Source organism: Limnohabitans sp. (assembly GCF_023910625.1).
Lineage (GTDB): Bacteria > Pseudomonadota > Gammaproteobacteria > Burkholderiales > Burkholderiaceae_C > Limnohabitans_A.
On sequence record NZ_JAAVVW010000003.1, the window covers coordinates 1340288 to 1364050 of the forward strand.

Below are 23763 nucleotides of genomic sequence, written 5' to 3' on the forward strand. Positions count from 1 at the left end.
ATGAACCCCCATACCCAGAATGCACCGGGCATCACCGGCCTCATCCTCGCAGGTGGGCGCGGCTCGCGCATGGGTGGCGCCGACAAGGGCCTGCAGAACTTTCGTGGCATGCCTCTGGCGCTGCAAACCCTGATGCGCCTGCAGCTGCAAAGCCTGCCGCCCCAAGAAATTCTGATCAACGCCAACCGCAACCTGGCCGCTTACGAGTCGCTGGGCGTGCCGGTTTGGCCCGACAGCATCGACGGTTTTGCCGGGCCTTTGGCGGGCTTTCTCACGGGGCTGGAGCGCTGCGAAACGCCGCTCTTGCTCACCGTGCCTTGCGACTCCCCGCTGTTGCCGCTGGACCTGGTGGAGCGCTTGTACACAGCCCTGCACAACCAAGACGCCGACCTGGCCATGGCCGCAGCCCCTGAAGCCGATGGCACGGTGCGCCCACAACCGGTGTTTTGCCTGCTCAAGACCGAGTTGCTCGAAAGTCTGGTCAAGTTCACCCAGAGCGGCGGCCGCAAGATCGACGCCTGGACGGGCCAGCACCGCTGCGCCATCGTGCCCTTTGACCAAAGCGTTGACAGCCCGCAAGCCTTTGCCAATGCCAACACGCTGGCCGAACTGCAACATCTCGAATCCCTTTGAACCGTGCCGCACGGCAGCGCCGTGCCCCATCGCCATTGCCATTGCCATGACCACCCCTGCCCTGAGCCTTGATCAGATCGCCGAGCGCATGCAAGGCTACGACCCGCAGGCCTTGTCGGCCAGCCAGGTGAACGCATTTTTAGCCCAACTGGTGCAGCCGGTGCGCGAACAAGAAACCGTGCCGCTGATGCAGGCCCATGGCCGCGTCCTGGCGCACGACGTGGTCTCGCCCATCAGCGTGCCGCCGCACGACAACTCGGCCATGGACGGCTACGCCTTGCGCGGCGCTGACCTGGCGGCTGGACAGGTCGGCAGCTTCAAGGTGGTCGGCACGGCGTTTGCCGGTGCCGCCTGGCAAGGCGCCGTGGGTGCCGGTGAATGCGTGCGCATCATGACCGGGGCCATCATGCCCACAGGGCTTGACACCGTGGCACCGCAAGAACTGGTGAAGGTGGACTGGCGACACGGTGCTGGTGCCGCAGGGCTTGCTGCAGCCGGGCGACAACCGCCGTCTGTTGGGCGAAGACCTGATGGCGGGCCAAGCCGCCTTGTCGGCCGGGGTGAACTTGACACCCGCCGCCTGCGGCCTGCTGGCCAGCCTGGGGCTGCCCACAGTCACCGTTTGGCGCAGGCTCAAGGTGGCTTACTTTTCTACCGGCGACGAAATATTGAGCCTGGGCGAAGCGCCCCGCGAAGGCGCGGTGTACGACAGCAACCGCTACACCGTGGCGGGCCTGGTGCAGGCGCTGGGCTGCGAGTTGATCGACATGGGCGTGGTGCGCGACGACCCGGCGGCACTGGAGCAGGCCTTTGTGGATGCCGCTGCGCAGGCCGACGCCATCATCACCAGCGGCGGGGTGAGCGTGGGCGAGGCCGACCACACCAAGGCCATGATGAAAAAGCTGGGCGATGTGGCGTTTTGGCGCATCGCCATGCGCCCCGGCCGCCCCATGGCGGTGGGCCGCATCACGCAGGGTGAGCGCTCGGCCGTGCTGTTTGGCCTGCCCGGCAACCCGGTGGCGGTGATGGTGACCTTTGCCGCTTTTGTGCGCCCTGCCCTGCAGCAGCTCATGGGCTGGCAAGCGCCCGCGCTGCCCCTGCTCCAGGCCAAAAGCACCGAAGCCCTGCGCAAAAAACCCGGCCGCACCGAATACCAGCGCGGCATCGTCAGCACCAATTCGGCAGGCGAGTTGCAGGTCAGCATCACCGGCAACCAGGGCTCGGGCGTGCTCAGCTCCATGGTGCAGGCCAACGGCCTGATCGTGCTGGGCCATGCCCAAGGCAACGTGGCCGTGGGCGACGCGGTGGATGTGATGATGTTTGACGGGCACCTTTGAGCCGGGGAACTTCCCCTGCATGAAAAAAGCGGCCGAGGCCGCTTTTTTCATGACTCAGGCGATCAATGCACAACTGTCTCGGGCGGTGACTCATGCGCCACCGCCTTGTTCGCCCCTGGCACCGATTTGCGGGCCAGCAACGAGTACATGGTGGGCACCACAAACACGGCCAGCAAAGTGCCCAAGCTCATGCCGCCCACAATCACCCAGCCGATTTGCGTGCGGCTTTCAGCACCTGCTCCGGTGGCCAAGGCCAGCGGCACCGCGCCCAGCACCATGGCCCCAGTGGTCATCAAGATCGGGCGCAAACGCTGGGCCGACGCCTTGATCAAGGCCTCTTGCATATCCATCCCTTTTTCGCGCAGCTGGTTGGTGAACTCCACAATCAAAATGCCGTGCTTGGTGATCAAGCCCACCAGGGTGATCAGGCCGATTTGCGAATACACGTTGAGCGACCCGCCCGTGAATTTGAGCGCCAGCAGCGCCCCGATCATGGACAAGGGCACCGACAGCATGATGACAAAGGGGTCGATGAAACTCTCAAACTGGGCAGACAAGACCAAGAAGATGAACAGCAGCGCCAGCACGAAGACGACCACCAAAGCGCCCTGCGAGTTCTTGAATTCGCGCGATGTGCCGTTGAGCTCGGTGGTGTAGCCCGGTTTGAGCACTTTGGCGGCCGTGGCGTCCATGAACTTGAGTGCCTCACCCAGCGAATAGTCGGGGGCCAGGTTGGCGGTGATCGTCACCGACCGTCTTTGACCGAAATGGTTGAGTTCGCGCGGCGACACGCTCTCCCGCACCTTGACCAAACTGGACAAGGGGATCATGGTGTCGTTGCGGCCCCGCACCTGGATCACGTCGATGTCGTCGGGTGTGTTGCGGGCCGAAGGCTGGGTTTGCACTATGACGTCGTACTGCTCGGCATCCCGCTTGTAGCGCGTCACCACCCGGCCCCCGAGCATGGTTTCGATGGTGCGGGCCACAACATCGACACTGACACCCAACTCTGCTGCCTTGACCCGGTCCACCTCGACCCGCAACTCGGGTTTGTTCAGCCGCAAATCCACATCGGGCGACAAAATGCCAGGGTTTTGGGCGATTTCATCCATCATCTGCCGTGCGATCGAATTCAGGTTCTGATAACTTTCCGAGGTTTGGATCACGAAATTCAGGGGCCTCTCACGAAAACCCTGGCCCAATGAGGGTGGAGTGATGGGAAAAGCATTGATGCCCGGTAATCCATTGAACTTGCCGCCCAACTCGCGTGCGATTTCGAGCGTTGTTCTTTGCCGCTGGTCCCAATCCACCGCCCGGTAAACCACAGTGCCTTGACCAACGGTGGGGTTACCCATATTGGCAAAAATGCGATCGAACTCTGGATAAGCCTGCCCCATTCTTTCGAGCGATTTTGCGTAACGGTCTGTGTAGTCGAGCGTCGCGCCATCCGGGGCATTGATGGTGGCCAAAATGGTGCCACGATCTTCCAGAGGAGCCAATTCTTGTTTCATGGTGGGATAAATCACGGCTATGCCGATGCCCGAAGCCAACATGACCAACACCACCACCCAACGCGCCCGGCTCAAAATCAGGGTCAACAGGCGCTCATAACCCGAGGACAGACCTGTGAGCCACTTTTCCATAGAACGGTCGAACCAGCCAGGCTTGGGGTTGTGTCTGAGCAATTGGGCACTGAGCATGGGTGCCAAGGTCAGTGCCACAAAACCCGACACCAACACGGCACCAGCCAAAGCCAGCGCAAACTCACCAAACAACTTACCCGTTCGACCTGGCGTGAACGCCAAGGGTGCAAATACAGCGGCCAAGGTGAGGGTCATGGCCACCACAGCAAAGCTGATTTCGCGGACACCCTTGATGGCGGCAGAAAAAGGGTCCAGCCCTTCTTCAATGTGACGGTAGATGTTTTCCAGCACCACGATGGCATCGTCCACCACCAAACCAATGGCCAAGACCAGGGCCAACAAGGTCAAGGTGTTGATGGTGAAGCCCGCCAAAGCCATCATGGCGAAAGCGCCGATCAAACTGACGGGGATCGTGATGATCGGAATGATAGAGGCACGGAAGGTGCGCAAGAACACAAAAATCACCAGCGCCACCAAAACGACAGCTTCCACAATGGTGTTGAAAACGCTCTTGATCGACCGGTCGATGAACACGGAATTGTCATTGGCGATGTTGATGACCATGTCACCCGGCAAGTCTGCCTTGAGCTTAGGGATCATTTCGCGCACCCCCGCAGACAACTCAAGCGGATTGGCCGTGGCTTGCCGAATCACCCCGGCCGAAATGGCAGACTGCCCATTCAAGCGGACGACACTGCGATCATTGGCGGCCCCTTCACGAATCTGCGCCACATCGCGCAGCTTGACGGGAAAGCCATTGATGTTGCGGATCACGATCTCACCAAATTGCCCTGCCCGGTTCAGATCGGTTTGAGAGGAGACACTGAATTCGCGGTTGGTCGACTCGATCCGACCCGCCGGCAACTCCAGGTTGTTACGCCGTATGGCATCCTCCACATCTTGCGGCGTCAATTTATAGGACGACAGCCGGGCGTGGTCCAGGAGCACCAGCATGGCGTACTTGCGCTCACCAAAAATCCGCACATCGGCCACACCCGTCACGGTCTGCAAACGCGGCTTGACCACCCGATTGACCAAATCGTTGATTTGCAAGGCATCCAGTGTGTCGCTGGAAAACGCCAACCAGATGACCGGGAAAGCGTCGGCTTCGACTTTGGCGATGACGGGCTCGTCAATCGTTTGCGGCAATCGGTTACGCACCCGCGCAGTCCGGTCGCGTACCTCAGCGGCCGCAGTATCAGCGTCTTTTTCGAGGCGAAAACGCACCGTGATTTGCGATTGCTCGGCACGGCTGATGGAGGTGATGACGTCCACCGCATCAATGCCGGCTATCGAGTCTTCGAGCGGTTTCGTCACCTGCGACTCGATCACCTCGGCAGAGGCACCCGCATAGCGCGTGGTCACCGTGACGGTGGGCTCGTCAATTTTGGGGTACTCGCGCAGGGACAGACTCTTGAAACTGACCGCGCCAATCAGCACGATCAGCAAGGACATGACCACGGCCAGCACGGGCCGGCGGATGGAAACTTCAGCGAGCTGCATCAGCGCCCCTCAGGCATGGGTTGGGGCCAGCCAGGGCCATGTTATTGGCTGCGGCCGCACCGGGCTTGCCTGCCGCAGCTGCTGGGCGTGGCCCTGTTTGGCCCGCGCCTTGGGCCGCAGCGGCTGCGGGCGATGCACCAGAGGGCGCTGCACCGGGACCACCTGCACCGGGACCACCTGCACCGGGACCACCTGCACCTGGGCCACCTGCGCCAGGCTGACCGGGCGGCCCGCCAGCAGGTCTGCCCCCACCGGGCTGAGACAGGTCAACCACCCGAACGGCAGTGCCATCTTTTTGCAAACGCTGGTGACCGGCAGTGACCACGGTGTCTGCGGCCGACAAACCTTCCAGGATTTCAACCTTGCCCGGCAAACGCAGGCCCACTTTGACAGCCACCCGCTCCGACACTTTGATCTCGGGTTTGTCGCCTTGCACGATCTTGACCACAAAGGTTCGCCCCCCTTGAGGAATGATCGCTTCCTCCGGAATGACCAATGCATTTTCGCGCGATCCAAAGACGGCATTGACACGGGCAAACATGCCCGGGCGCAGTTGCTGTTGCCGATTGTCAATGCAACCGCGAACCCCCACCGAGCGGCCATTGGGTTCAATCAACGGGTCCACCGCCTGGATGATCGCGGTGAAAGGTCTCCCCGGCAGAGCATCGACTGTCAGCTGGGCTTTTTGACCCGCACGGATCTTGGTCTGAAAACGTTCAGGCAACCTGAAATCGAGCAGTACGGCGTCGATGTCCTCAACGTTGACCATGTCTGCACCATCTTTCAGGTAATCACCCACATTGATTTGCTTGAGGCCCGCGATGCCATCAAAAGGGGCCAGTACCTGCAGGCGCTGCAGCGTGGCTTGGGCCAAGGCGAGTTTGGCACGTGAGACCTGCAGGGCCGCAGCACTTTCGTCCAAAGATCTTTGGCTGATGAAGTTTTGCGCCACCAAATCTTGGTTGCGCTTGTGGTTGGCTTGTGCAATCGACAACTCCGCGCCGCTCTGCGCCAATTGGGCTTGCGGCAACTGGTCATCAAACTGAACCATCAACTGCCCCTTGCGCACACGCTGCCCATCGTTGAACAATATTTGCTTAACGCGACCACCCACTTCGGGGCGCAGCATCACCCCTTGACGTGAGCGCAAGCTGCCCACCGCCTGGGTCTCGTCCACCAGGGTCATGCTCTCGACTTTGGCCACCTCGACAGCAGGCGTGCGCGCGGGTCCACCACCGGCCACTGGAGCGGGCGCGGAAGACCCGGCTGAAACAGTTGTATCAGGCTTGCCTTGACCTTCGGCCGGGGCTTTGTTTTGCCACCACCAAGCCACAACAGAAGCCACGGAAATGCCCAAAAGGGCCAATACTGCGTATTTCTTTTTGTAAGCCATTCGGATTTCTCTCAGATTGCATGCCGCAAGACCGTCTCAATGTAACAGCGCAAACGACATTTCCCCATATTTTTTGGGGCATTGATCCCGCGCACAGAATGGTTTTTGGAGGCCTCAACAAGGCCTTCAGGCCGTGGCGGGTCGGCCCAAGGCCTTGTCCACACCCTGATTGGCCAAGGCATCGGCGCGCTCATTGCCCGGATCGCCGTTGTGTCCCTTGACCCAGCGCCAGTCGATTTGGTGTCCCGAAGAAGACACTACGCTGTCCAGTTTCTGCCACAAGTCGGCGTTTTTGACGGGTTGCTTGGCGGCGGTTCGCCAGCCCCTGGCTTTCCAGCCATGGATCCACTCCGTGATGCCTTTGCGCACATATTCGCTGTCCAGATAAAGCGTGACGTGACAAGGTCGCTTGAGTGCCAACAGGCCCTCGATGACAGCGGTCATTTCCATACGATTATTGGTGGTGTTGAGCTCACCCCCAAACAACTCTTGCACGTGTTGCCCCGATTGCAGACGCACGCCCCAACCTCCCGGGCCTGGGTTGCCTTTGCAGGCACCATCGGTGTGAATTTCAACGGGAGTCAATGGCATTTTGCTCAGTCAATGGCTGGCTCAATGGGGTGTCAGAGCGGGTGACGGGTGCAGCGGCGGTTGCGGGCGATCGTACCGTGCGCCAGGCGCGGGTTGACAACAGGCGTCCGCCAACCACTCGCTTGGTGGCCATCAAGAGATAAACCCCTCCAAAAATCGGCCACCAACGTTGTCCCGCCACTTCCATCCAGCTCAGGCGCTGCATCCAGCGCTCACTGGCAAGGGCCGGCGTCCAGCCGCCAAAACGGCTGACCTGGACCTCAAAACCCAGCAATCGCAACCAATCGCGCATGCGCTGGTAGCCAATCAGGGTCTGCGCGGGACCCGCCAGACCACGATGATACCCCCCGCGCTTTTGCCGCCAACCCCAGCCACTTAAGGGGTTCAAACCCATGATCAACACTTGGCCTTCGGGAATCAGCACCCGCTCGACTTCGCGCAAACAAGCGTGCGGGTCTGCCGAACGCTCCAGTGTGTGGGGCAAAACCACCAAGTCCAGACTGTCGGCAGGCCAAGGCCAGGCGCGGCTGTCCAGCCACACATCGGTTTGAGTTGTTGCCTTGGGATCGTCAGGCCACTCGAACTCGGCGCAGGCTTGCCAGCGGTGAGGCATCCGGTTTTGTCGCAATGCCTGCAAATCGGGCCAACCCAATTGCACCGCATGGTATCCGAAGACATCGGCCAGCAATTCGTCGGCCTGGGCTTGTTCCCAGGACAGCAGACGCGAAGCCGCCGGTTGCCCCAAGGGGGCCAACCAGGCGGGTGTGCGGTTCTGGCTTTCTATAATCGAGTGCTCCATGGAACTCATTGCCCTGCCCGCTTTCGCAGACAACTACATTTGGTTGATGCACAAGGACCACCACGCTTTGGTGGTAGACCCGGGTGACAGTGCGCCTGTGCTTGCCTGGATGCAGAAACACCCCGGTGTGCAGCTGGATACGATTTTAGTCACGCACCACCATGCCGACCACACTGGGGGCTTGCTCGAACTGGTCAACCGCACCGGGGCGCGGGTGCTGGGGCCTGCACTGGAAGAAATGCCCGTCACAGCGCAGGGTCTTGTACAAGGCGATGTTGTTGACTGGCACGAACTGTCGTTTGATGTGCATGAAGTTCCCGGCCACACTTTGGGACACATCGCTTTTTGGACACAGCCACCAGGTCAGGACGCTGTCCTTTTTTGCGGGGACACGCTTTTTTCGGGCGGCTGCGGTCGCTTGTTCGAGGGCACGCCAGCCCAGATGCTGGACTCACTGGACCGCTTGGCCGCTTTGCCGGGCAACACCCGGGTTTGCTGTGCGCATGAATACACGCTGTCCAACCTGAGGTTCGCGCTGGCCGTCGAGCCCGGGAACCCGGCTTTGGTTTCGCACGCCGGACTTTGCACCCGTCTACGCGAACAAGGCTTGCCCACACTGCCCGTTGCACTGCACACTGAACGGGCCATCAACCCTTTTTTGCGAAGCCGGGAAAACAGCATCAGCGCTGCTGTGCGGCTGCACAACCAGCAGGCTGTCGACGCTGTTTCTACCTTTGCAGCACTTCGTCAATGGAAAAACGAATTTCGATGAACTCGCCCTCCTTCAGCTTTGCACACTTCACCCGCACACTGGGAGGCACTCTTTTGGCTGTGCTACTTTCAGGATGTGCTGCTACCTTGCCCATCCCTGAGTCTGAGCGCACACCAGCTCAACTGACACCACCTGCAGTTCAGACACCTGATCGAGCACCATCGCCGCCGGCACCGGTCACTTCCAGCGCCAAGCCCTCTGAAGACCTGCCCGCCATCAAGCAGGTCGATCTCAAGCCCAATGCAGTGCTTGGGCTGCAAGCCCATTTTGACATTTGGGAACGCATCCGCATGGGTTTTGCCATGCCCGACCTGGACAACGATTTGGTGCGCAACCGGGAAGTCTGGTATGCCAGTCGCCCAGACTATTTCTTGCGCATGACGGAGCGCTCCAGACCCTATATCTTTTATATTGTTGAGGAATTGGAACGCCGCAAGATGCCGACCGAGTTGGCGCTTTTACCCTTCATCGAGTCGGCATTCAACCCGCAAGCTGTCTCCAGCGCTAAGGCCGCCGGCATGTGGCAGTTCATGCCCGCCACTGGCAAGTATTTCGACCTGAAACAAAACCTGTTCAGGGATGAGCGACGGGATGTCCTGGAATCCACCCGCGCTGCCCTGGATTACTTGCAAAAGCTGTACAACATGTTCGGCGATTGGCACCTCGCCCTGGCGGCCTACAACTGGGGTGAAGGCAGTGTGGGCCGTGCTCTGGCGCGCAACAGGGCTCAGGGCAAGCCCCTGACCTACAGCGAGCTTCGGATGCCGGATGAGACACGGTATTACGTACCCAAGCTGCAAGCTGTGAAAAACATCATCGCCCAACCCGATTCTTTCAAAACAGTTCTACCCTTGATCCAGAACCACCCGTTCTTCAAGAGTGTCCCCATCAACAAGGACATCGATGTAGAGTTGGCAGCCAAGATGGCCAACGTCAGCCTCAAAGATTTCAAGGCTCTGAACCCGGCCATGAACCGTCCGGTCATCCTGGCAGCGGGCACCCCGCTTATTCTGCTGCCCTGGGACAATGCGACGATGTTTGAAAACAACCTGCAGTCAAACTCGGATGGCCGCTTGTCGTCCTGGACGGCCTGGCAGGCACCGCGCACCATGAAAGCCGAAGAAGTGGCCAAAGAAGTTGGTATGACGGCCGAGAAGTTGCGTGCTGTCAATGGCATACCGCCGCGCATGCTGGTCAAAGCTGGCTCCACTTTGCTGGTGCCGCGTCCCAGCCAGAAAGACAGCAACGTGACAGAGCATCTGGCTGACAATGGCCGCCTGTTGCTGGCCCCGGAAGTGGTGCTGCGCAAGATTTTTGTCACCGCACGTCAAGGTGACAACATGGCCTTGCTGGCTGCGCGACACGGCGTCACAGCCGCCAACTTGGCCACCTGGAACGACCTTCAAACGAACAGCAAGTTGACGGCCGGCAAAAAGCTGGCGGTGTTTGTCCCCTCCAAGGAAAGCCGACGCTTGAGCAAGGCACCGCCCGGACCTCAAGCCGCGGGCAAAAGCAGGCCCAAAGCCCAATCTGGTAAACCAGCCAAGAGGTCAGACAAGCCTGCCCGAAAGCCTGCGCCTCGCGTGGCGCAGCGCTGAGACCGCTTTCAACCCGTCGCGCGGCCTCTGAGTCGCTGGGCAGTGTTGGCTGCCTGGACGAATGCATTGGTAAATGTTCGCTCGGGCAAAACCCGAGCGCGCGATGCTGGCGGCCTCAAATGTGCGTGAACTTGCCAAGCCCGGATAACCTCCGCGCTGCGCACCAAACCGTCCACGGCATAAGACTCGCGGAGTTTTTCGAAAGCACCCAGGTAAGCGGCTCGATCCCAAGACCAATGGCTGGAAGGCACTGTTTTCAAAATATCGGTAAGGCCAGCGGTTGGCAACCACTTGAGCGCCAAGACAAGGCCATCTGTCAGGGCTTGAACCCGATCTGGGTGTCGCTGCAAGAGATCCGCATGGGCCATCAAGCTGGCACCCGGCACCGCTCCGCCCATGACTTTACGCGTTCCTGTCAGGGTCCGGGTTTCACAGAGCAATCGTATTTCGTTCTTTTGCTCCAGCCAATGCATGATCGGGTCAGGATTGCACAGGGCATCAATGCTGCCACTGCGCAGGGCTTCCGTGACGCCGGCCGACGAACCTACTTCGACAAACACGACTTCCTCTTGAGACATGCCATTGCGCCTGAGCCACTGACACGCCATCCAGTGTGTGGTGGAGTCCAGCGCAGAGACACCCAACCGAGCGCCACGGATATCGGTCATTGACTGCCACGACTTGCCGGTGCGCGTGCTACCCCCCAGGCAGACTTGAGGAGTTCTGCTCATCTGGACAAAACTTTGGTACGGCAATCCTTTTTGATGCAAGCCAAACAAATGTTCATAGGCTCCGGCCATGACTTCGGCTTGCCCATTGAGCACACTTTGCAGGGCTTGGGCACCTGACTCTTGTGGCAACCATTCGACCTGAATACCCTTCTGGCGAAAGAAGCCCATGTGCTCGGCCACCGTCAGGGGCAAGTGATAAAGACTCTGGCTTGCTGCCAAAGCCAACTTGACACGCGGCAAGTGTCGCCCCATGTCCGATGCCAAGGCTGGCAGGCCCGATGTTGTCGCCAGCGAGCCCAGTGCCGCCAGCAGCATGGAACGACGGGTGCGATGAACTGACGACACGGGAAATGCTCCTATAAGTGGTTTTTCCCAGCATAAGCAGATGCCCTGTTATTGACATCGGGAGTGTTCCCAAGCGGGTTTTCACGGAGCCTGCAGCCTGGCAGTGCCCATCAGCCCTGCCAGGTTGGCCATGACCGGTCATCAGCGCCGGTCGACCAAGGCGTGGGCGATGGTGCCCAAGTCCACGTATTCCAACTCGCTGCCTGCGGGCACGCCACGGGCCAGGCGCGTGACCTTCAGCCCTTGCTGGCGGATCATTTCAGAAATCACATGGGCGGTGGCCTCGCCCTCGGCGGTGAAATTCGTCGCCAAGATCACCTCGGTCAGCACGCCATCGGCCACGCGTGCTTTCAGCTTGGCCAGGCCAATGTCGTGCGGGCCGATGCCGTCGAGCGGGCTGAGCTTGCCCATGAGCACAAAGTACAAGCCCCGGTAAGTGCCTGTGCGCTCGATGGCCGACTGGTCGGCCGGGGTTTCAATCACGCACAGCAGCGTGCGGTCACGGGTGTCGTCCAGGCAGGTGTCGCACAGCTCGGCCTCGGTGAAGGTGTGGCAACACGCGCAGTGGCGGATTTTTTGAACCGCATTGTCCAGTGCCGCAGCCAATTTCCGGGCCGTGGCCCGGTCGTTTTGCAGCAGCTGAAAAGCCATGCGCTGGGCCGACTTGATGCCCACCCCCGGCAAGCCCTTGAGGGCCTGCACCAATGTGGCAAGGGCGTGGGTGTCGGCCATGTTCAGGCGCTCAGAAAGGCAGCTTCATGCCCGGAGGCAAACCGGCGGTGAGCTTGCCCATTTTTTGCTGCGAGACTTCTTCGGCCATGCGCACGGCATCGTTGAAGGCGGCGGCCACCAGGTCTTCCAGCATGTCCTTGTCGTCGGCCAGCAAGCTGGGGTCGATGGTCACGCGGCGCACGCTGTGTTTGCAGGTCATCAGCACCTTGACCATGCCGGAGCCAGCTTGGCCTTCGACCTCAACGAATGCCAATTCGTCTTGGGCTTTTTTCAGGTTGTCCTGCATGGCCTGGGCTTGTTTCATCAAGCCAGCGAGTTGTCCTTTGTTGAACATGGGGTTTCCTTCAGTCAGAGTGGGTAGGGGGGAGGTGAAAAATCAGATGATCTGAATGCTGCCTGGCACGATTTTGGCCCCGAAATCGCGCACCATGGCCTGCACCAGCGGGTCGTTTTCAATCAGCTCCTTGGCGGCCACCATTTTCTCGGCCGCTTTGACGGCCAAACGCCTGGCAGGGCTGTCGGTGACGGGGCCCACTTCGATGCCCAGTTGGACATCAGCCATGGCCGGCGGCCAGCAAAGCCGCTTGCAAACGCTCGCGGCTGGCCGGGTGGTTGAGTGTCTCGCGCTCCACACGCAGTTGCCAGTGGTCAGCGTCGCGGGCCAACAGCTGCGACTGCAGCGCCAGCTCGCGCACCAAGGCCGTGATGGCCTCTTGTGCCATCAGGCCTTGCACCACCTCCAGCCAGACATCGCCTTCGGGCGTGGCCTGCACAGCCGGCGGTGCGGCCAGCGTGGGCACATCGGCGCGCCCAGACGGGGCCTCGCGCACCGGCAAAACGCGCAAAGCGGGATTGGCTTGACGAAGCTCGGGCACAGCAGCGTGTTCCACAGGCGTGTGCATGGCCTGGACATCGGCGTAGTCGGTGGTGTCGGGCCAGTCCTCCCAAGGGGGCGGCTCGGACAGGGTCGGCACGGCTTGCCCATGGCCGATGACCGGCTCGGCGGACGGCGCGGACGGCGCGGACAGCTCAGGCCTGGCCATGGGAACAGCGATGGGCGCAGCCATGGGCGCATCGATGGGCGCAGCCATGGGAGCAACCTTGGGTGGCGTGACCTCGCTGGGCAGGGTGGCTTGCGGGGCTGGCTTGGGCTGCGGGTCGGCAGCGACTGGCGCGGCAGCTCGGGCGGGCTCAGGGGTGGCCCGAGGGCTGGTCAGCGGGCTTTTTTTTTCCGCCGATCCCGACTGGGGCTTAAAAGCCAGCAAGCGCAGCAGCACCATGGTCAGCGCCGAATATTCGTCAGGCGCCAAGCCCAGCTCGGTTCGCCCGTGCAGGCACAGGCTGTAGAGCAATTGGGTTTCTTCGGCGGGCATGGCAGCGGCCAGCTCGGCCAGGCCCTGCGTGTCGGGGTCTTCACCGCCCTGCGCCATGCCGGGCACCATTTGCATCACGGCCATGCGCTGCAGCAGCATGGCCATGTCTTCCAAGGTGGCGGCGGCTGACACGCCTTGCAGGCGCAGGGCGTTGACCTGGTTCACCACCGCCGCACCGTCGCCTTCGGTCAGGGCGCGGATCATGTGCAACACATGGCTGCGGTCCACACTGCCCAGCATCTGGCGCACACCGGCTTCTTGCACCAAGCCATTGCCAAAAGCGATCGCTTGATCGGTCAGGCTCAGCGCGTCGCGCATGGAGCCACGTGCTGCGCGGGCCAGCAGACGCAAGGCCAAAGGCTCGGCGCTCAATTGTTCTGCGGCCAGCACCTGTGTCAGGTGCTCAAAAACAGTCTCGGGGGCCATGGGCCGCAGGTTGAACTGCAGGCAACGCGAGAGCACCGTCACAGGCACTTTTTGCGGGTCGGTCGTGGCCAACACAAATTTCAAATATTCGGGGGGTTCCTCGAGGGTCTTCAACATTGAGTTAAAGGCTGTTCCCGAAAGCATGTGCACCTCGTCGATCATGAAGACCTTGAAGCGCCCCTGCACCGGTTTGTAAACCGCCTGCTCTAGTAGGGTTTGTATCTCTTCGACTTTTCTATTTGTGGCTGCGTCCAGCTCGGTGTAGTCCACAAAACGCCCGGCATCGATGTCGCGGCAAGCTTGGCATACGCCGCAGGGCTCGGCGGTGATGCCGCCCTGCCCGTCGGCCCCCTGGCAGTTGAGCGACTTGGCCAATATGCGCGACACCGTGGTCTTGCCCACGCCCCGTGTGCCGGTGAACAAATACGCGTGGTGCAAGCGTTGTTGTACCAGGGCATTGGTCAGGGCCTGCACCACGTGCTCTTGCCCCACCATTTCGGTGAAATTGCGGGGGCGGTATTTGCGCGCGAGGACAAGATAGGACATAGGGACTGATTCTATCGGGCTCGTCCTCGGTTCCTCATTGACGACAAGGACCAACCCGCTGGGACAAATGGGTCGTCAAGTCAGGGTACGCTGGCGCAGGGAAACCCCCGATGGGCTACTTCTGCCCCGCCAAGCTGGCCTACAATGTCAACCGACGGGCCTTCCCGCATGGTGAAGCGGCCAACCGGGTCAGGTGGGGAACCAAGCAGCCCTAACTGTGAATCCAGTGCCGGGGTCAAGGCTCGTCACCCTGTTTTTGTCAACGCTTGCAAGGAAGCGCGTTGCGGCACAAACCCCGTGTTGAGCGAAACTCGTCGCATACCCCAAAAAATCAGGCCATGCGAGGGCTGAGCGAGACAAAGGGGCGTTTCTTCTCAGGGTTAACGGCCACCAACGGTGCTGCTGAGTGTGCCGCGCTTTTCAGCATGTCGGCCACCAGAACATCGGCTCGAAGATGAGGGCCTTGTCGATCGGTCTCGAAAGCCAATCGGGTGTTTGTGGCCATTTGCGCGACAAAATTGTGCGGGTAATCCCTGACGGAAAATCCCCGCAATCTCATCACTTTCATAAAGGCATTGGCTGCTTCTTCGATGGCACGCTGGTATTCCTGAGTGGCTTCTGGCGTCATGTCGACCTCTTTGTTGGAATGAATGAATTCACACGACAACAACGCAGCAGTGATCCAGCCCGCCGACAAGAATTGCATGAATTTGTTAAAAATTTGCCAAAATACCCTGTCCTGCCCGCCAGCCGCTGGCCAAGCTGGCCGTCAACAAATAACCCCCAGTGGGCGCGTCCCAGTCCAGCATTTCGCCGGCGCAATAAACCCCTGGCTGAGCGCAAACCATCAAGTCCGGACTCAAAGCCTCGAACATCACCCCTCCTGCCGTGCTGATGGCCTCCGCCACCGGGCGGGCTTTTTTCAGGGAAACCCTCAGGTTCTTGAGAGCCAGGGCCAGCGCTTGTGGGTCAGCCAACTGCCTTGCAGAGCACAACTCATAGACCAGGCCCATTTTGACGCCCTCCATGCGCAGGCGGCTTTTGAGATGACTGGACAGACTCTTGCTGCCACGCGGCCAGCTGAGCTCTTTCAACACCCGCTCAGGCGACAGGTGGGGTAACAAATCCAGCGAAAAATGGGCGGCACCACGTTTCAAGTCATCCCGCAGACTGGCCCCGGCGGCATAGACCAAGCTGCCCTCCACCCCGGTCTGGGTGATGACAAATTCTCCCTGCCTGAAAAACCTGGAAGCGGCATGGTCAGGCTGTTCGGCATCAGCTTCTACTTTCAAAGTCACTGACTTCATGGGATGACCGGCAAACCTTTTGGCAAACCAGGCCGTCCAGCCTTGCCCTTCTCGACCCAGCACATCAAAACCACAGTTGGCCGCTTGCAAAGGCGCAACCGGCACGCCTTTTTCAGCCAGTAACGCCACCCAAGCACCGTCCGACCCCAAATGTGGCCAACTGGCACCTCCCAAAGCGAGTAGCGTCGCCTTGGCCTGCACCCGATGAACCCCTGCAATACCCGTGGGCTCAAACACCAAAACTTCATCCGACCACCCCCGCCAACGATGGCGCATGTGAAATTGCACAGGCACCCCCGCCACAGGATGTCGCAAGCGGTGCAACCAGGCCCTGAGCAAAGGCGCGGCTTTCATCTCTTCAGGGAAAACACGACCAGACGTCCCAACAAAGGTCTTGACACCCAAACCATGGGCCCAATCTCGGATGTCCTGAGCATCCATGGCGTCCAACCACGAACCAACGACCGATTGGCGTCGCCCAAATCGGGTTCGAAACACTTCACAGGACTCAGAATGGGTCAAATTCAGCCCCCCTTTTCCGGCCAGCAAAAATTTACGTCCTACCGAGGGCATGGCATCAAACAAGTGCACCGAAACACCTGCACTGGACAAGACTTCAGCCGCCATCAACCCTGCGGGCCCCCCACCTACAATGGCTACGTCCACACACAACACTGGAGAGTTCACAAAAAGGGAAGGCGAGTTCGAATGTGTCATCTGCATGGGCCCCAGGCAAAGCGTTCCACATAACGAGAGCGGCCTGTTTCTGTCAAAATAGCATTCACTTTAGTTCTGTCTTCATTGTTCACAAGGAAAAGGCCATGGCCAGCGATTTGATCAAGCATATTACCGATGCCACATTTGAAGCCGATGTACTTCAGTCCGGTCAACCTGTGGTGGTCGATTTTTGGGCCGAATGGTGCGGGCCTTGCAAAATGATTGCCCCGATTCTTGACGAAGTCGCAAACGCCTACGAGGGCAAACTGCAAATCACCAAGATGAACGTGGACGACAACCGTGACATCCCTGCCAAATTCGGTATTCGCGGCATCCCGACATTGATGATTTTCAAGGGCGGCCAACTGGTGGCCACCAAAGTAGGTGCCATGAGCAAGTCCCAACTCACGGACTTCATCAACCAGCAACTGGCATGAGGTGCCGATCCGGCTGGACCCATCAGGGGAGACCAGCACCCACCGGGTCCACCGGGTCCGGTTTTTTGTTTTTTGGACAGCCACAAAACCTGTCATAATTTCTTTCAGGCTGCCCAAACAGGGATCAGCGCCACCCTTACCGCAAGACACAGCCCCCAGATTGAGGCGTCTTTCGGTTCATAACATTCCTCCTGGTTATCTCCTAAAACGGTTCACAACGAACCGATTCGCCACAGGCCCCATCCCATGCATTTGAACGAACTCAAGGCACTTCATGTGTCCGAACTCCTGAAGCAAGCCGACACGCTCGAAATCGAAAACACGGGCCGCATGCGCAAACAGGAGCTGATGTTTGCCATCATCAAAAAACGCGCCAAAGGGGGCGAACAGGTCTTTGCCGACGGCGTGCTCGAGATATTGCCCGACGGTTTTGGCTTTCTGCGCAGCCCCGACTCGAGCTACACGGCCAGCACCGACGACATCTACATCAGCCCCAGCCAGGTGCGCCGCTTTAACCTGCACACGGGCGACATGATCGAAGGCGAAGTGCGCATCCCCAAAGACGGCGAGCGCTACTTTGCCCTGACCAAGCTGGACAAGGTCAACGACGACCTGCCCGAGAACAACAAACACAAGGTGATGTTCGAGAACCTGACGCCTTTGTTCCCCAAAGAACAAATGCGCCTGGAGCGTGACATCAAGGGCGAAGAAAACATCACCAGCCGTGTGATCGACATCATTGCCCCACTCGGCCGCGGCCAGCGCGCCTTGATCGTCGCGCAGCCCAAGTCGGGCAAGACGGTGATGATGCAGCAGATCGCGCATGCCATCACCGCCAACTACCCCGATGTGCACCTGATGGTCTTGCTGGTCGATGAGCGCCCTGAAGAAGTGACCGAAATGCAACGCAATGTGCGTGGCGAAGTGATCTCCTCCACCTTCGACGAACCCGCTTCGCGCCACGTTCACGTGGCCGAGATGGTGATCGAGCGCGCCAAGCGTTTGGTGGAGCTGAAAAAAGACGTGGTGATCTTGCTGGACTCGATCACCCGCCTGGCCCGCGCTTACAACAACGTGGTGCCTTCGTCGGGCAAAGTGTTGTCGGGTGGCGTGGACGCCAACGCCCTGCAGCGCCCCAAGCGCTTTTTTGGCGCGGCCCGCAATGTGGAAGAAGGCGGCAGCCTCACCATCATCGCCACAGCCTTGGTCGACACCGGCAGCCGCATGGACGAGGTGATCTTTGAAGAATTCAAAGGCACCGGCAACTGCGAAATCCATTTGGAACGCCGTTTGTACGAAAAGCGGGTGTTCCCAGCCATCAACCTGAACCGCAGCGGCACGCGCCGCGAAGAGTTGCTGCTCCAGCCCGAAGTGCTGCAAAAAACCCGCATCCTGCGTCAGTTCATGTACAACATGGACGAAATCGAGGCGATGGAGATGGTCTTGAAGAGCATGAAAGCCACCAAGAACAACTCCGAGTTCTTTGACATGATGCGACGCGGCGGTTGATACCCTATAATTCACGGTTTTGCGGAAAGTGCTCCCGGATAGGCTGAGGAGTGGCTGCCGTAGCAAAAATAAAAGGATTTCCCCATGAAAGACGGCATTCACCCCAACTACCGTGAAGTTTGCTTCCAAGACATGTCCAATGGTTTCAAGTTCGTGACCCGTTCATGCGCCAACACCAAAGAGATGATCAAAATGGAAGACGGCCGCGAGCTGCCTTTGTACAAGCTGGACACGACCAGCGAATCGCACCCCTTCTACACCGGCACGCAAAAGTCGGTCGACAACATGGGCGGCCGCGTCGAGAAGTTCCGCAACCGTTTCGGCAAAACCACCACCATCGACAAGTAATTCGCGAATCGGTGAACCCCCAAGGGCAGCCCGGGCAACCGGCCTGCCCTTTTTGCATGGGCCCGCACCCGCCCGCATGGCTTTTCTAAAATACAAAATCCAGCATCCCAGCCTTTGACCCACACCTGATTTCCCTTGCCACCGTGAACCTGCCCACCCCCGCCATCGTTGCCCAAAGTGCTGTGCGCAGACTGCCGCGCCCAGCCTTGCTCTTGCTGTGTGTGGTCTATGTTTTGGCTGGTTTTTGGGACCGTGCGCCCTGGAAATCGCAAGACCTGGAAGCCTTGGGCTACATGCTGCAACTGGCCCAGCCTGCGTTGGGAGAAACGGCCAATTGGTTCAGGCCCAGCTTGTTGGGTCAGCACGACCCGCAACTGGCTTTGCTGCCCTTTTGGCTAGGGGCCGGCTTCCTTCAATGGGCACCTGCGGGATGGGAAGTCACGTTTTCCCGACTGCCCTTTATCGGGATGCTGGGCCTGACATTGGCCGCCACCTGGTACGCCGTGTACGCCCTGGCACGGCACCCCGCAGCTCAGCCAGTGGCTTTTGCCTTTGGTGGCGAGGCCAAACCAGGCGACTATGCCCGCGCTTTGGCGGACGGCGGACTGCTGGCTTTGCTGGCCTGTCTGGGCTTGGCTCGGCTGGCGCATGAAGCCACCCCAGCGCTCAGCCAACTGTGTTTTTCATCGCTGATTTTTGTGGGCCTGTCCACCTTGCCGCGCTGGCGCTTGCTCAGTGGACTGGCCGTGGTTGTGGGCATGATGGGCCTGACGCTGTCAGGGGCGCCCAGTGTGGCCCTGTGGCTGGGCGTGGGTGGCTCGCTGATTCGTGCCGTGGCGACCATCGACCCCGTACAGGGCCGCCTGCGCATGCTCGACTTGGGGCTGCTGGCTTTGCTGTGCCTGCTGTGCATCACCACCGCAGGGGTCCTCGATTTGTGGCGCTGGCGCGTGGTGCCTCACACCTTGCTGGATGTGCACATCCTGGCCAAGCTCATGCTGTGGTTCACCTGGCCAGCCTGGCCTTTGGCGCTGTGGTCCTTGTGGCGCTGGCGGGGCCAGCTGTCGCAAGTTTGGCGCTATCCGCACTTGGCTTTGCCGTTGTGGTTCGTCACCGTCACGGTGGGGGCCACCTGGTTCACCGGCTTTTCTGACCGGGCCCTGCTCTTGGCTTTGCCCGGTGTTGCCGCACTGGCCGCTTTTGCGCTGCCCACTTTGCGGCGCAGCCTCGGGGCCTTGATCGACTGGTTCACCCTGCTGTTTTTCAGCATTTGCGCACTCACCATCTGGGTGGTCTGGATCGCCATGCAAACAGGCTTTCCGGCCCAACCTGCGGCCAACGTGGCCAAACTGGCCCCCGGCTTTTTACCGGCGTTTTCGGCCCCGGCATTTGCATTGGCCTTGTTGGCTACCCTGGCCTGGGCTGGCCTGGTCAAGTGGCGCATTGGCCACCACCGCGCTGCCATCTGGAAAAGCATGGTCTTGCCGGCCTCGGGTGCTGTGCTGTGCTGGCTGCTGCTCATGAGCCTGTGGCTGCCCTTGCTCAACTTTGCCCGCAGCTACGGCCCCACGGTGCAAAAAGTGCAAGTCGTCACCGGCACCGCCCGTTGCTTGCAATACGCGGGCATCAGTCAGGCCCAAGGCGCGGCCCTGTTGTTTCACGCCCAGGTGCGTCTGCAAGCGGCCACCCAGCCCAGCGCGGAGTGTCCCTGGCTGGTCATGGACGAAAAGAACCTGCCCTTGCTGGGTGATCGGCTCGGCGCCTTGGGCTGGACGCCAGAGGCCACAGCCGACCGACTGGGTGAGCGTAGCGACCGACTGCTGATCTTCCGCGCCAAAAATCCGGCCCCAGACCACACAACGACCCTGCCAGAGGCGGCCAAAAACTAAGCCTTGTTGGGGCTGCGCAGCATCTCCCGCCATGCAGCCAACTGCCACCAGGGCAATTGGCCGTGATGTCGTTTGGAGTCGCAGACACGCTGATCTTGGGCGGCTACAACCCACACCGGCTATTGACTGAAGGACCTACAGGAGCGCCTGGCCAGGCGAACCAAAGACCTGCGCCTCGAAACGCATCTGACACACCTTTTCAGATCCTTGGATCAAGCGCCCCAGATGCTGCATCACTCGCGCCACGTGCTCCAGAAAATCGCAGCTTCTGGCCAAGAGCATTTCCAGACTTGATGCCGTGTCAAGCTCAGGCACTGACCAAGACGCGAAGGTTTTTGTGATCCTTTTTCATCATGAAAACCTTGATGGTGTGTGAAGGGACGATTTATTCGACTTCAGTTGGCATCCAACACGACACGGCTTCTTGGAAAACACAATTTGAATGTGGAACCCTGCCCCAAAACGCTCTCGATGCGCAACTCTCCGCCGTGGCGTTGCATGACATGCTTGGTGATGGCCAGCCCCAGACCAGTGCCGCCGGTTTCTCTGGACCGGCTACGGTCCACTCTGTAAAAACGCTCGGCCAAACGGGGCAAATGCTCGGCCGCGATGCCTGGCCCAGTGTCATGGACGGCAAACGCCAAGCCCTCTGCAGTGCTGGACCAGTGGATCTGAATGCGGCCACCCAAAGGGGTGTAGCGGATCGCATTGCTGACCAGATTGGAGAACGCACTCAACAACTCCGAACGCGCACCCAGCAAATACACATCGGGCACCGGAGCGAATTCCAATTGATGCACGGGTCCCTCGCCTTTGCAGGCCAACCAATCAGAAAAGGCTTGCGCTTCGGTCGTCACTTGAAGCATCAACGCTGCCAAAGACACTTTATCCTGGGTACTGGGCAATTGGCTGCCCTCGAGTTGCGACAACATCAACAAATCAGACACCAAGGATTGCATGCGATCCGCTTGAGCCGACATGAGCTGCAAGTAATGCTTAGTTTCCTGTGCGTCCAGGGGAAGCGATCGCAGGGTTTCCACAAAACCGCTGAGCACCGTCAAGGGCGTGCGGATTTCGTGCGACACATTGGCCACAAAATCACGGCGCATGGCATCGGCCTGCGCAACGGCCGTGATGTCGCGCGTCAAGAGCAGCGAACGCCCTTCACCGTAGGCATGCAACTGCACCGACAGTTTCTGGAGGCTCAAGGCCGAACTGGCGCGGCCCTCAATGACCACCTCTGAAGCGTGGTTGTCTTGCGCAAAATACCGCGCAAACACCGGGTCTCGCACCAGGTGCACGATGTGCTGCAGACGGTCTCTTTGTACATCCAGACCCAGATGCACCGCAGCGGTGTCATTGCACCATTCGATGCGGGCTTCTTCGTCCAGCAAAATCACGCCATTGGGCGAAGCCTGAATGGCCTGCAAAAAATCCTGCAGCTGTTTTTGGTGCACGGCGGCCAGCCTTTGCTGCTGGCGCAGCAAGCGCTGGACGCGCTCAGCGATCTCGCGCCAAACACCCTGCCAAGGCGGGTCTTGGCGCAAAACCGGCGTACTCAGCCATTGCTCGAGCCGGTCCAGCTTCCACTGCAGCATGGTGCCGTGAATGAGCAAAGCCAACAAGGCCCCCAGAAAGGCCCCAAGAGCCCCGCCCAAAAACCAGCCCATTGTTCCCGCCAAGCCCGCCAAAAGGAGCATTTCGAGAATCGAAAAAAACATGATGAACCTGGTTTCAAACGGTGGGATTAGAGGTGAAACGGTAACCTGCACCGCGCACGGTCTCGATCATGTGGCCCGCCTCGCCCAGCGACTCGCGCAGGCGTTTGACGTGCACATCCACCGTGCGCTCCTCAATGTAGACATGGTCGCCCCAGACCTTGTCAAGCAAGCTACCTCGGCTATGCACCCGTTCAGGGTGACGCATCAGGTATTGCAAGAGTTTGAACTCGGTAGGCCCCACCTTGATTGGCTTATCGGCTAGGCTAACCCGATGCGTGTCGGCGTCGAGCTGCAAGTCGCCCATTTTGACAATGCCCCCGGAAGACTCAGGCACGCGGCGACGAAGAACTGCGCGAATGCGAGCCAGCAACTCACGCGGTGAAAATGGCTTGACGATGTAATCGTCGGCGCCCGCATCTAGGCCAGCCACCCGATCAGACTCGTCACCCCGGGCGGTCAGCATCAAGATGGGAACGGTCTTGATTCTTGACGATGTACGCCACATTCTGGCCAGTACCAAGCCAGTCTCGCCGGGCAACATCCAGTCGAGCAAGATCACGTCAGGCAGAATTTCGTCGAGCTCGCGCTGGGCTGATTCGGCATCAATGGCCCAAACCGGCTGAAATCCGTTGTGCCTGAGATTGACCGCAATCAACTCGGCGATGGCTGGCTCATCCTCGACAATCAGAATGCGTGGGATGGTTCTCATTGCACCGCTTTTTCAATCTCGGTCAACGCGGTGTGGCGCACATCGGCACCCTTGACTACATAGATCACAAACTCGGCAATGTTTTTGGCATGGTCGCCAATGCGCTCGATCGCCTTGGCTACAAAAAGCAAGTCCAGGCTGGCTGAAATGGTGCGCGGGTCTTCCATCATGTAGGTAACCAGTTTTCGCAGAAAGCCATTGAATTCGGCATCGATCAAATCATCTTCTTTCAAAATGACCAACGCCGTGTTCACATCCAGACGGGCAAAGGCATCGAGCGCCTTGCGCAACAAGCCAGTGGCCAAATCGGCCGCCACCCGCAACTCGGATGATGGCAAATTGCGTGGACTGCCCTGCTCCAAAATCAGCTTGACCATACGCGCGATGCGCTCGGCCTCATCGCCCGCACGCTCGAGATTTCCGGTGATTTTGGAGATGGCCATCAGCAACCGCAGATCACGCGCCGTGGGCTGACGACGCGCAATGATGGAGGCCAACTCAGCATCGATCTCGACCTCCAGCGCGTTGACCTGTTTTTCAGTAGCGACCACTTGATCGGCCACTTCGGAGCTGAATTGAGCCAGCGAATACACAGCATGACGGGTCTGGGCTTCAACCAGCCCACCCAACTCCAGCACACGGGATGAAACGCCAGTGAGTTCGGCATCAAATTGACTTGAAATATGCTTGTCCATGTGGGTCTC

The 23763-nt window shown here is 59.7% G+C and carries 19 protein-coding genes, 1 other RNA gene and 2 pseudogenes; 9 read left to right on the forward strand and 13 right to left on the reverse strand.

Going from position 1 to position 23763, the window contains the following annotated elements:
* Both mobA and glp read left to right on the forward strand, forming a co-directional pair.
* Positions 1–633 (forward strand): molybdenum cofactor guanylyltransferase MobA, encoded by a 633-nt coding sequence (gene mobA, locus HEQ17_RS09590; protein WP_296292537.1) that lies wholly within the window; start codon positions 1–3, stop codon positions 631–633.
* A 46-nt stretch (positions 634–679) separates the two neighbouring features.
* Positions 680–1970 (forward strand): annotated as a pseudogene (gene glp, locus HEQ17_RS09595) (gephyrin-like molybdotransferase Glp).
* A gap of 62 nt (positions 1971–2032) precedes the next feature.
* On the opposite strand, the gene HEQ17_RS09600 reads toward glp, so the two are convergent.
* The 4 genes from HEQ17_RS09600 to HEQ17_RS09615 all read right to left on the reverse strand — a co-directional run bounded on the left by HEQ17_RS09600 (position 2033) and on the right by HEQ17_RS09615 (position 7899).
* Positions 2033–5116 (reverse strand): efflux RND transporter permease subunit, encoded by a 3084-nt coding sequence (locus HEQ17_RS09600; protein WP_296292538.1) that lies wholly within the window; start codon positions 5114–5116, stop codon positions 2033–2035.
* Positions 5103–6509 carry an efflux RND transporter periplasmic adaptor subunit gene (locus HEQ17_RS09605; RefSeq protein ID WP_296292539.1) on the reverse strand — a complete coding sequence of 469 codons (1407 nt, stop codon included), beginning with the start codon at positions 6507–6509 and terminating at the stop codon, positions 5103–5105. Before HEQ17_RS09605 ends, HEQ17_RS09600 begins: the two co-directional genes overlap by 14 nt.
* A gap of 126 nt (positions 6510–6635) precedes the next feature.
* Positions 6636–7094, reverse strand: a complete 459-nt coding sequence (rnhA, locus tag HEQ17_RS09610; protein ID WP_296293716.1) for a ribonuclease HI — start codon at positions 7092–7094, stop codon at positions 6636–6638.
* On the reverse strand, positions 7081–7899 hold the full coding sequence (locus HEQ17_RS09615) for a methyltransferase domain-containing protein (RefSeq protein ID WP_296292540.1): 819 nt from the start codon (positions 7897–7899) through the stop codon (positions 7081–7083). Before HEQ17_RS09615 ends, rnhA begins: the two co-directional genes overlap by 14 nt.
* Between HEQ17_RS09615 and gloB the strand changes: the two genes are divergently transcribed.
* Positions 7898–8671, forward strand: coding sequence for a hydroxyacylglutathione hydrolase (gene gloB, locus HEQ17_RS09620; protein WP_296292541.1), 774 nt, complete (start codon positions 7898–7900; stop codon positions 8669–8671). The genes HEQ17_RS09615 and gloB overlap by 2 nt on opposite strands.
* Entirely contained in the window at positions 8668–10269 is a 1602-nt protein-coding gene (locus HEQ17_RS09625) for a transglycosylase SLT domain-containing protein (RefSeq protein WP_296293717.1), read from the forward strand. The genes gloB and HEQ17_RS09625 overlap by 4 nt, the downstream gene beginning before the upstream one ends.
* Positions 10270–10277: 8 nt before the next feature.
* Here the strand turns inward: HEQ17_RS09625 and HEQ17_RS09630 are convergent, their stop codons facing one another.
* From HEQ17_RS09630 to dnaX, 4 genes and pseudogenes are all read right to left on the reverse strand, one after another.
* Positions 10278–11345 carry an ABC transporter substrate-binding protein gene (locus HEQ17_RS09630; protein ID WP_296292542.1) on the reverse strand — a complete coding sequence of 356 codons (1068 nt, stop codon included), beginning with the start codon at positions 11343–11345 and terminating at the stop codon, positions 10278–10280.
* A 141-nt stretch (positions 11346–11486) separates the two neighbouring features.
* Positions 11487–12077, reverse strand: a complete 591-nt coding sequence (gene recR / locus HEQ17_RS09635; RefSeq protein ID WP_296292543.1) for a recombination mediator RecR — start codon at positions 12075–12077, stop codon at positions 11487–11489.
* Positions 12078–12087: 10 nt separating this feature from the next.
* Positions 12088–12411: a YbaB/EbfC family nucleoid-associated protein gene (locus HEQ17_RS09640; protein ID WP_100117600.1), complete on the reverse strand. Its 324-nt coding sequence runs from the start codon at positions 12409–12411 to the stop codon at positions 12088–12090.
* 42 nt (positions 12412–12453) lie between these two features.
* Positions 12454–14422, reverse strand: a pseudogene (gene dnaX / locus HEQ17_RS09645) (DNA polymerase III subunit gamma/tau).
* Positions 14423–14575: 153 nt separating this feature from the next.
* On the opposite strand from dnaX, the gene ffs reads away from it, so the two are divergent.
* Positions 14576–14672, forward strand: an RNA gene (gene ffs / locus HEQ17_RS09650) — signal recognition particle sRNA small type.
* A gap of 81 nt (positions 14673–14753) precedes the next feature.
* Here ffs and HEQ17_RS09655 read toward each other — a convergent pair.
* Together HEQ17_RS09655 and HEQ17_RS09660 are read right to left on the reverse strand one after the other, a co-directional pair.
* Positions 14754–15128: a hypothetical protein gene (locus tag HEQ17_RS09655; RefSeq protein ID WP_296292544.1), complete on the reverse strand. Its 375-nt coding sequence runs from the start codon at positions 15126–15128 to the stop codon at positions 14754–14756.
* Positions 15129–15135: 7 nt separating this feature from the next.
* Positions 15136–16446, reverse strand: coding sequence for a TIGR03862 family flavoprotein (locus HEQ17_RS09660; RefSeq protein WP_296293718.1), 1311 nt, complete (start codon positions 16444–16446; stop codon positions 15136–15138).
* A gap of 104 nt (positions 16447–16550) precedes the next feature.
* Here HEQ17_RS09660 and trxA point away from each other — a divergent pair, with 104 nt between their 5' ends.
* From trxA to HEQ17_RS09680, 4 genes are all read left to right on the forward strand, one after another.
* Positions 16551–16883, forward strand: a complete 333-nt coding sequence (gene trxA / locus HEQ17_RS09665) for a thioredoxin TrxA (RefSeq protein WP_296292545.1) — start codon at positions 16551–16553, stop codon at positions 16881–16883.
* Between the two features lie 246 nt (positions 16884–17129).
* Entirely contained in the window at positions 17130–18392 is a 1263-nt protein-coding gene (rho, locus tag HEQ17_RS09670) for a transcription termination factor Rho (protein WP_108352340.1), read from the forward strand.
* A gap of 84 nt (positions 18393–18476) precedes the next feature.
* Complete coding sequence (locus tag HEQ17_RS09675; RefSeq protein ID WP_296292546.1) at positions 18477–18740, forward strand: type B 50S ribosomal protein L31; 264 nt, start codon at positions 18477–18479, stop codon at positions 18738–18740.
* A 143-nt stretch (positions 18741–18883) separates the two neighbouring features.
* Positions 18884–20629 carry a hypothetical protein gene (locus tag HEQ17_RS09680; RefSeq protein ID WP_296292547.1) on the forward strand — a complete coding sequence of 582 codons (1746 nt, stop codon included), beginning with the start codon at positions 18884–18886 and terminating at the stop codon, positions 20627–20629.
* Positions 20630–21024: 395 nt separating this feature from the next.
* Here HEQ17_RS09680 and phoR read toward each other — a convergent pair whose 3' ends face one another.
* From phoR to phoU, 3 genes are read right to left on the reverse strand one after another with little or no spacing between them, the layout of a single operon-like run.
* Positions 21025–22350, reverse strand: coding sequence for a phosphate regulon sensor histidine kinase PhoR (gene phoR, locus HEQ17_RS09685; RefSeq protein ID WP_296292548.1), 1326 nt, complete (start codon positions 22348–22350; stop codon positions 21025–21027).
* 13 nt (positions 22351–22363) lie between these two features.
* Positions 22364–23059 carry a phosphate regulon transcriptional regulator PhoB gene (gene phoB, locus HEQ17_RS09690; RefSeq protein ID WP_296292549.1) on the reverse strand — a complete coding sequence of 232 codons (696 nt, stop codon included), beginning with the start codon at positions 23057–23059 and terminating at the stop codon, positions 22364–22366.
* Positions 23056–23754, reverse strand: a complete 699-nt coding sequence (phoU, locus tag HEQ17_RS09695) for a phosphate signaling complex protein PhoU (RefSeq protein ID WP_296292550.1) — start codon at positions 23752–23754, stop codon at positions 23056–23058. Before phoU ends, phoB begins: the two co-directional genes overlap by 4 nt.
* Positions 23755–23763 lie beyond the last annotated feature (9 nt).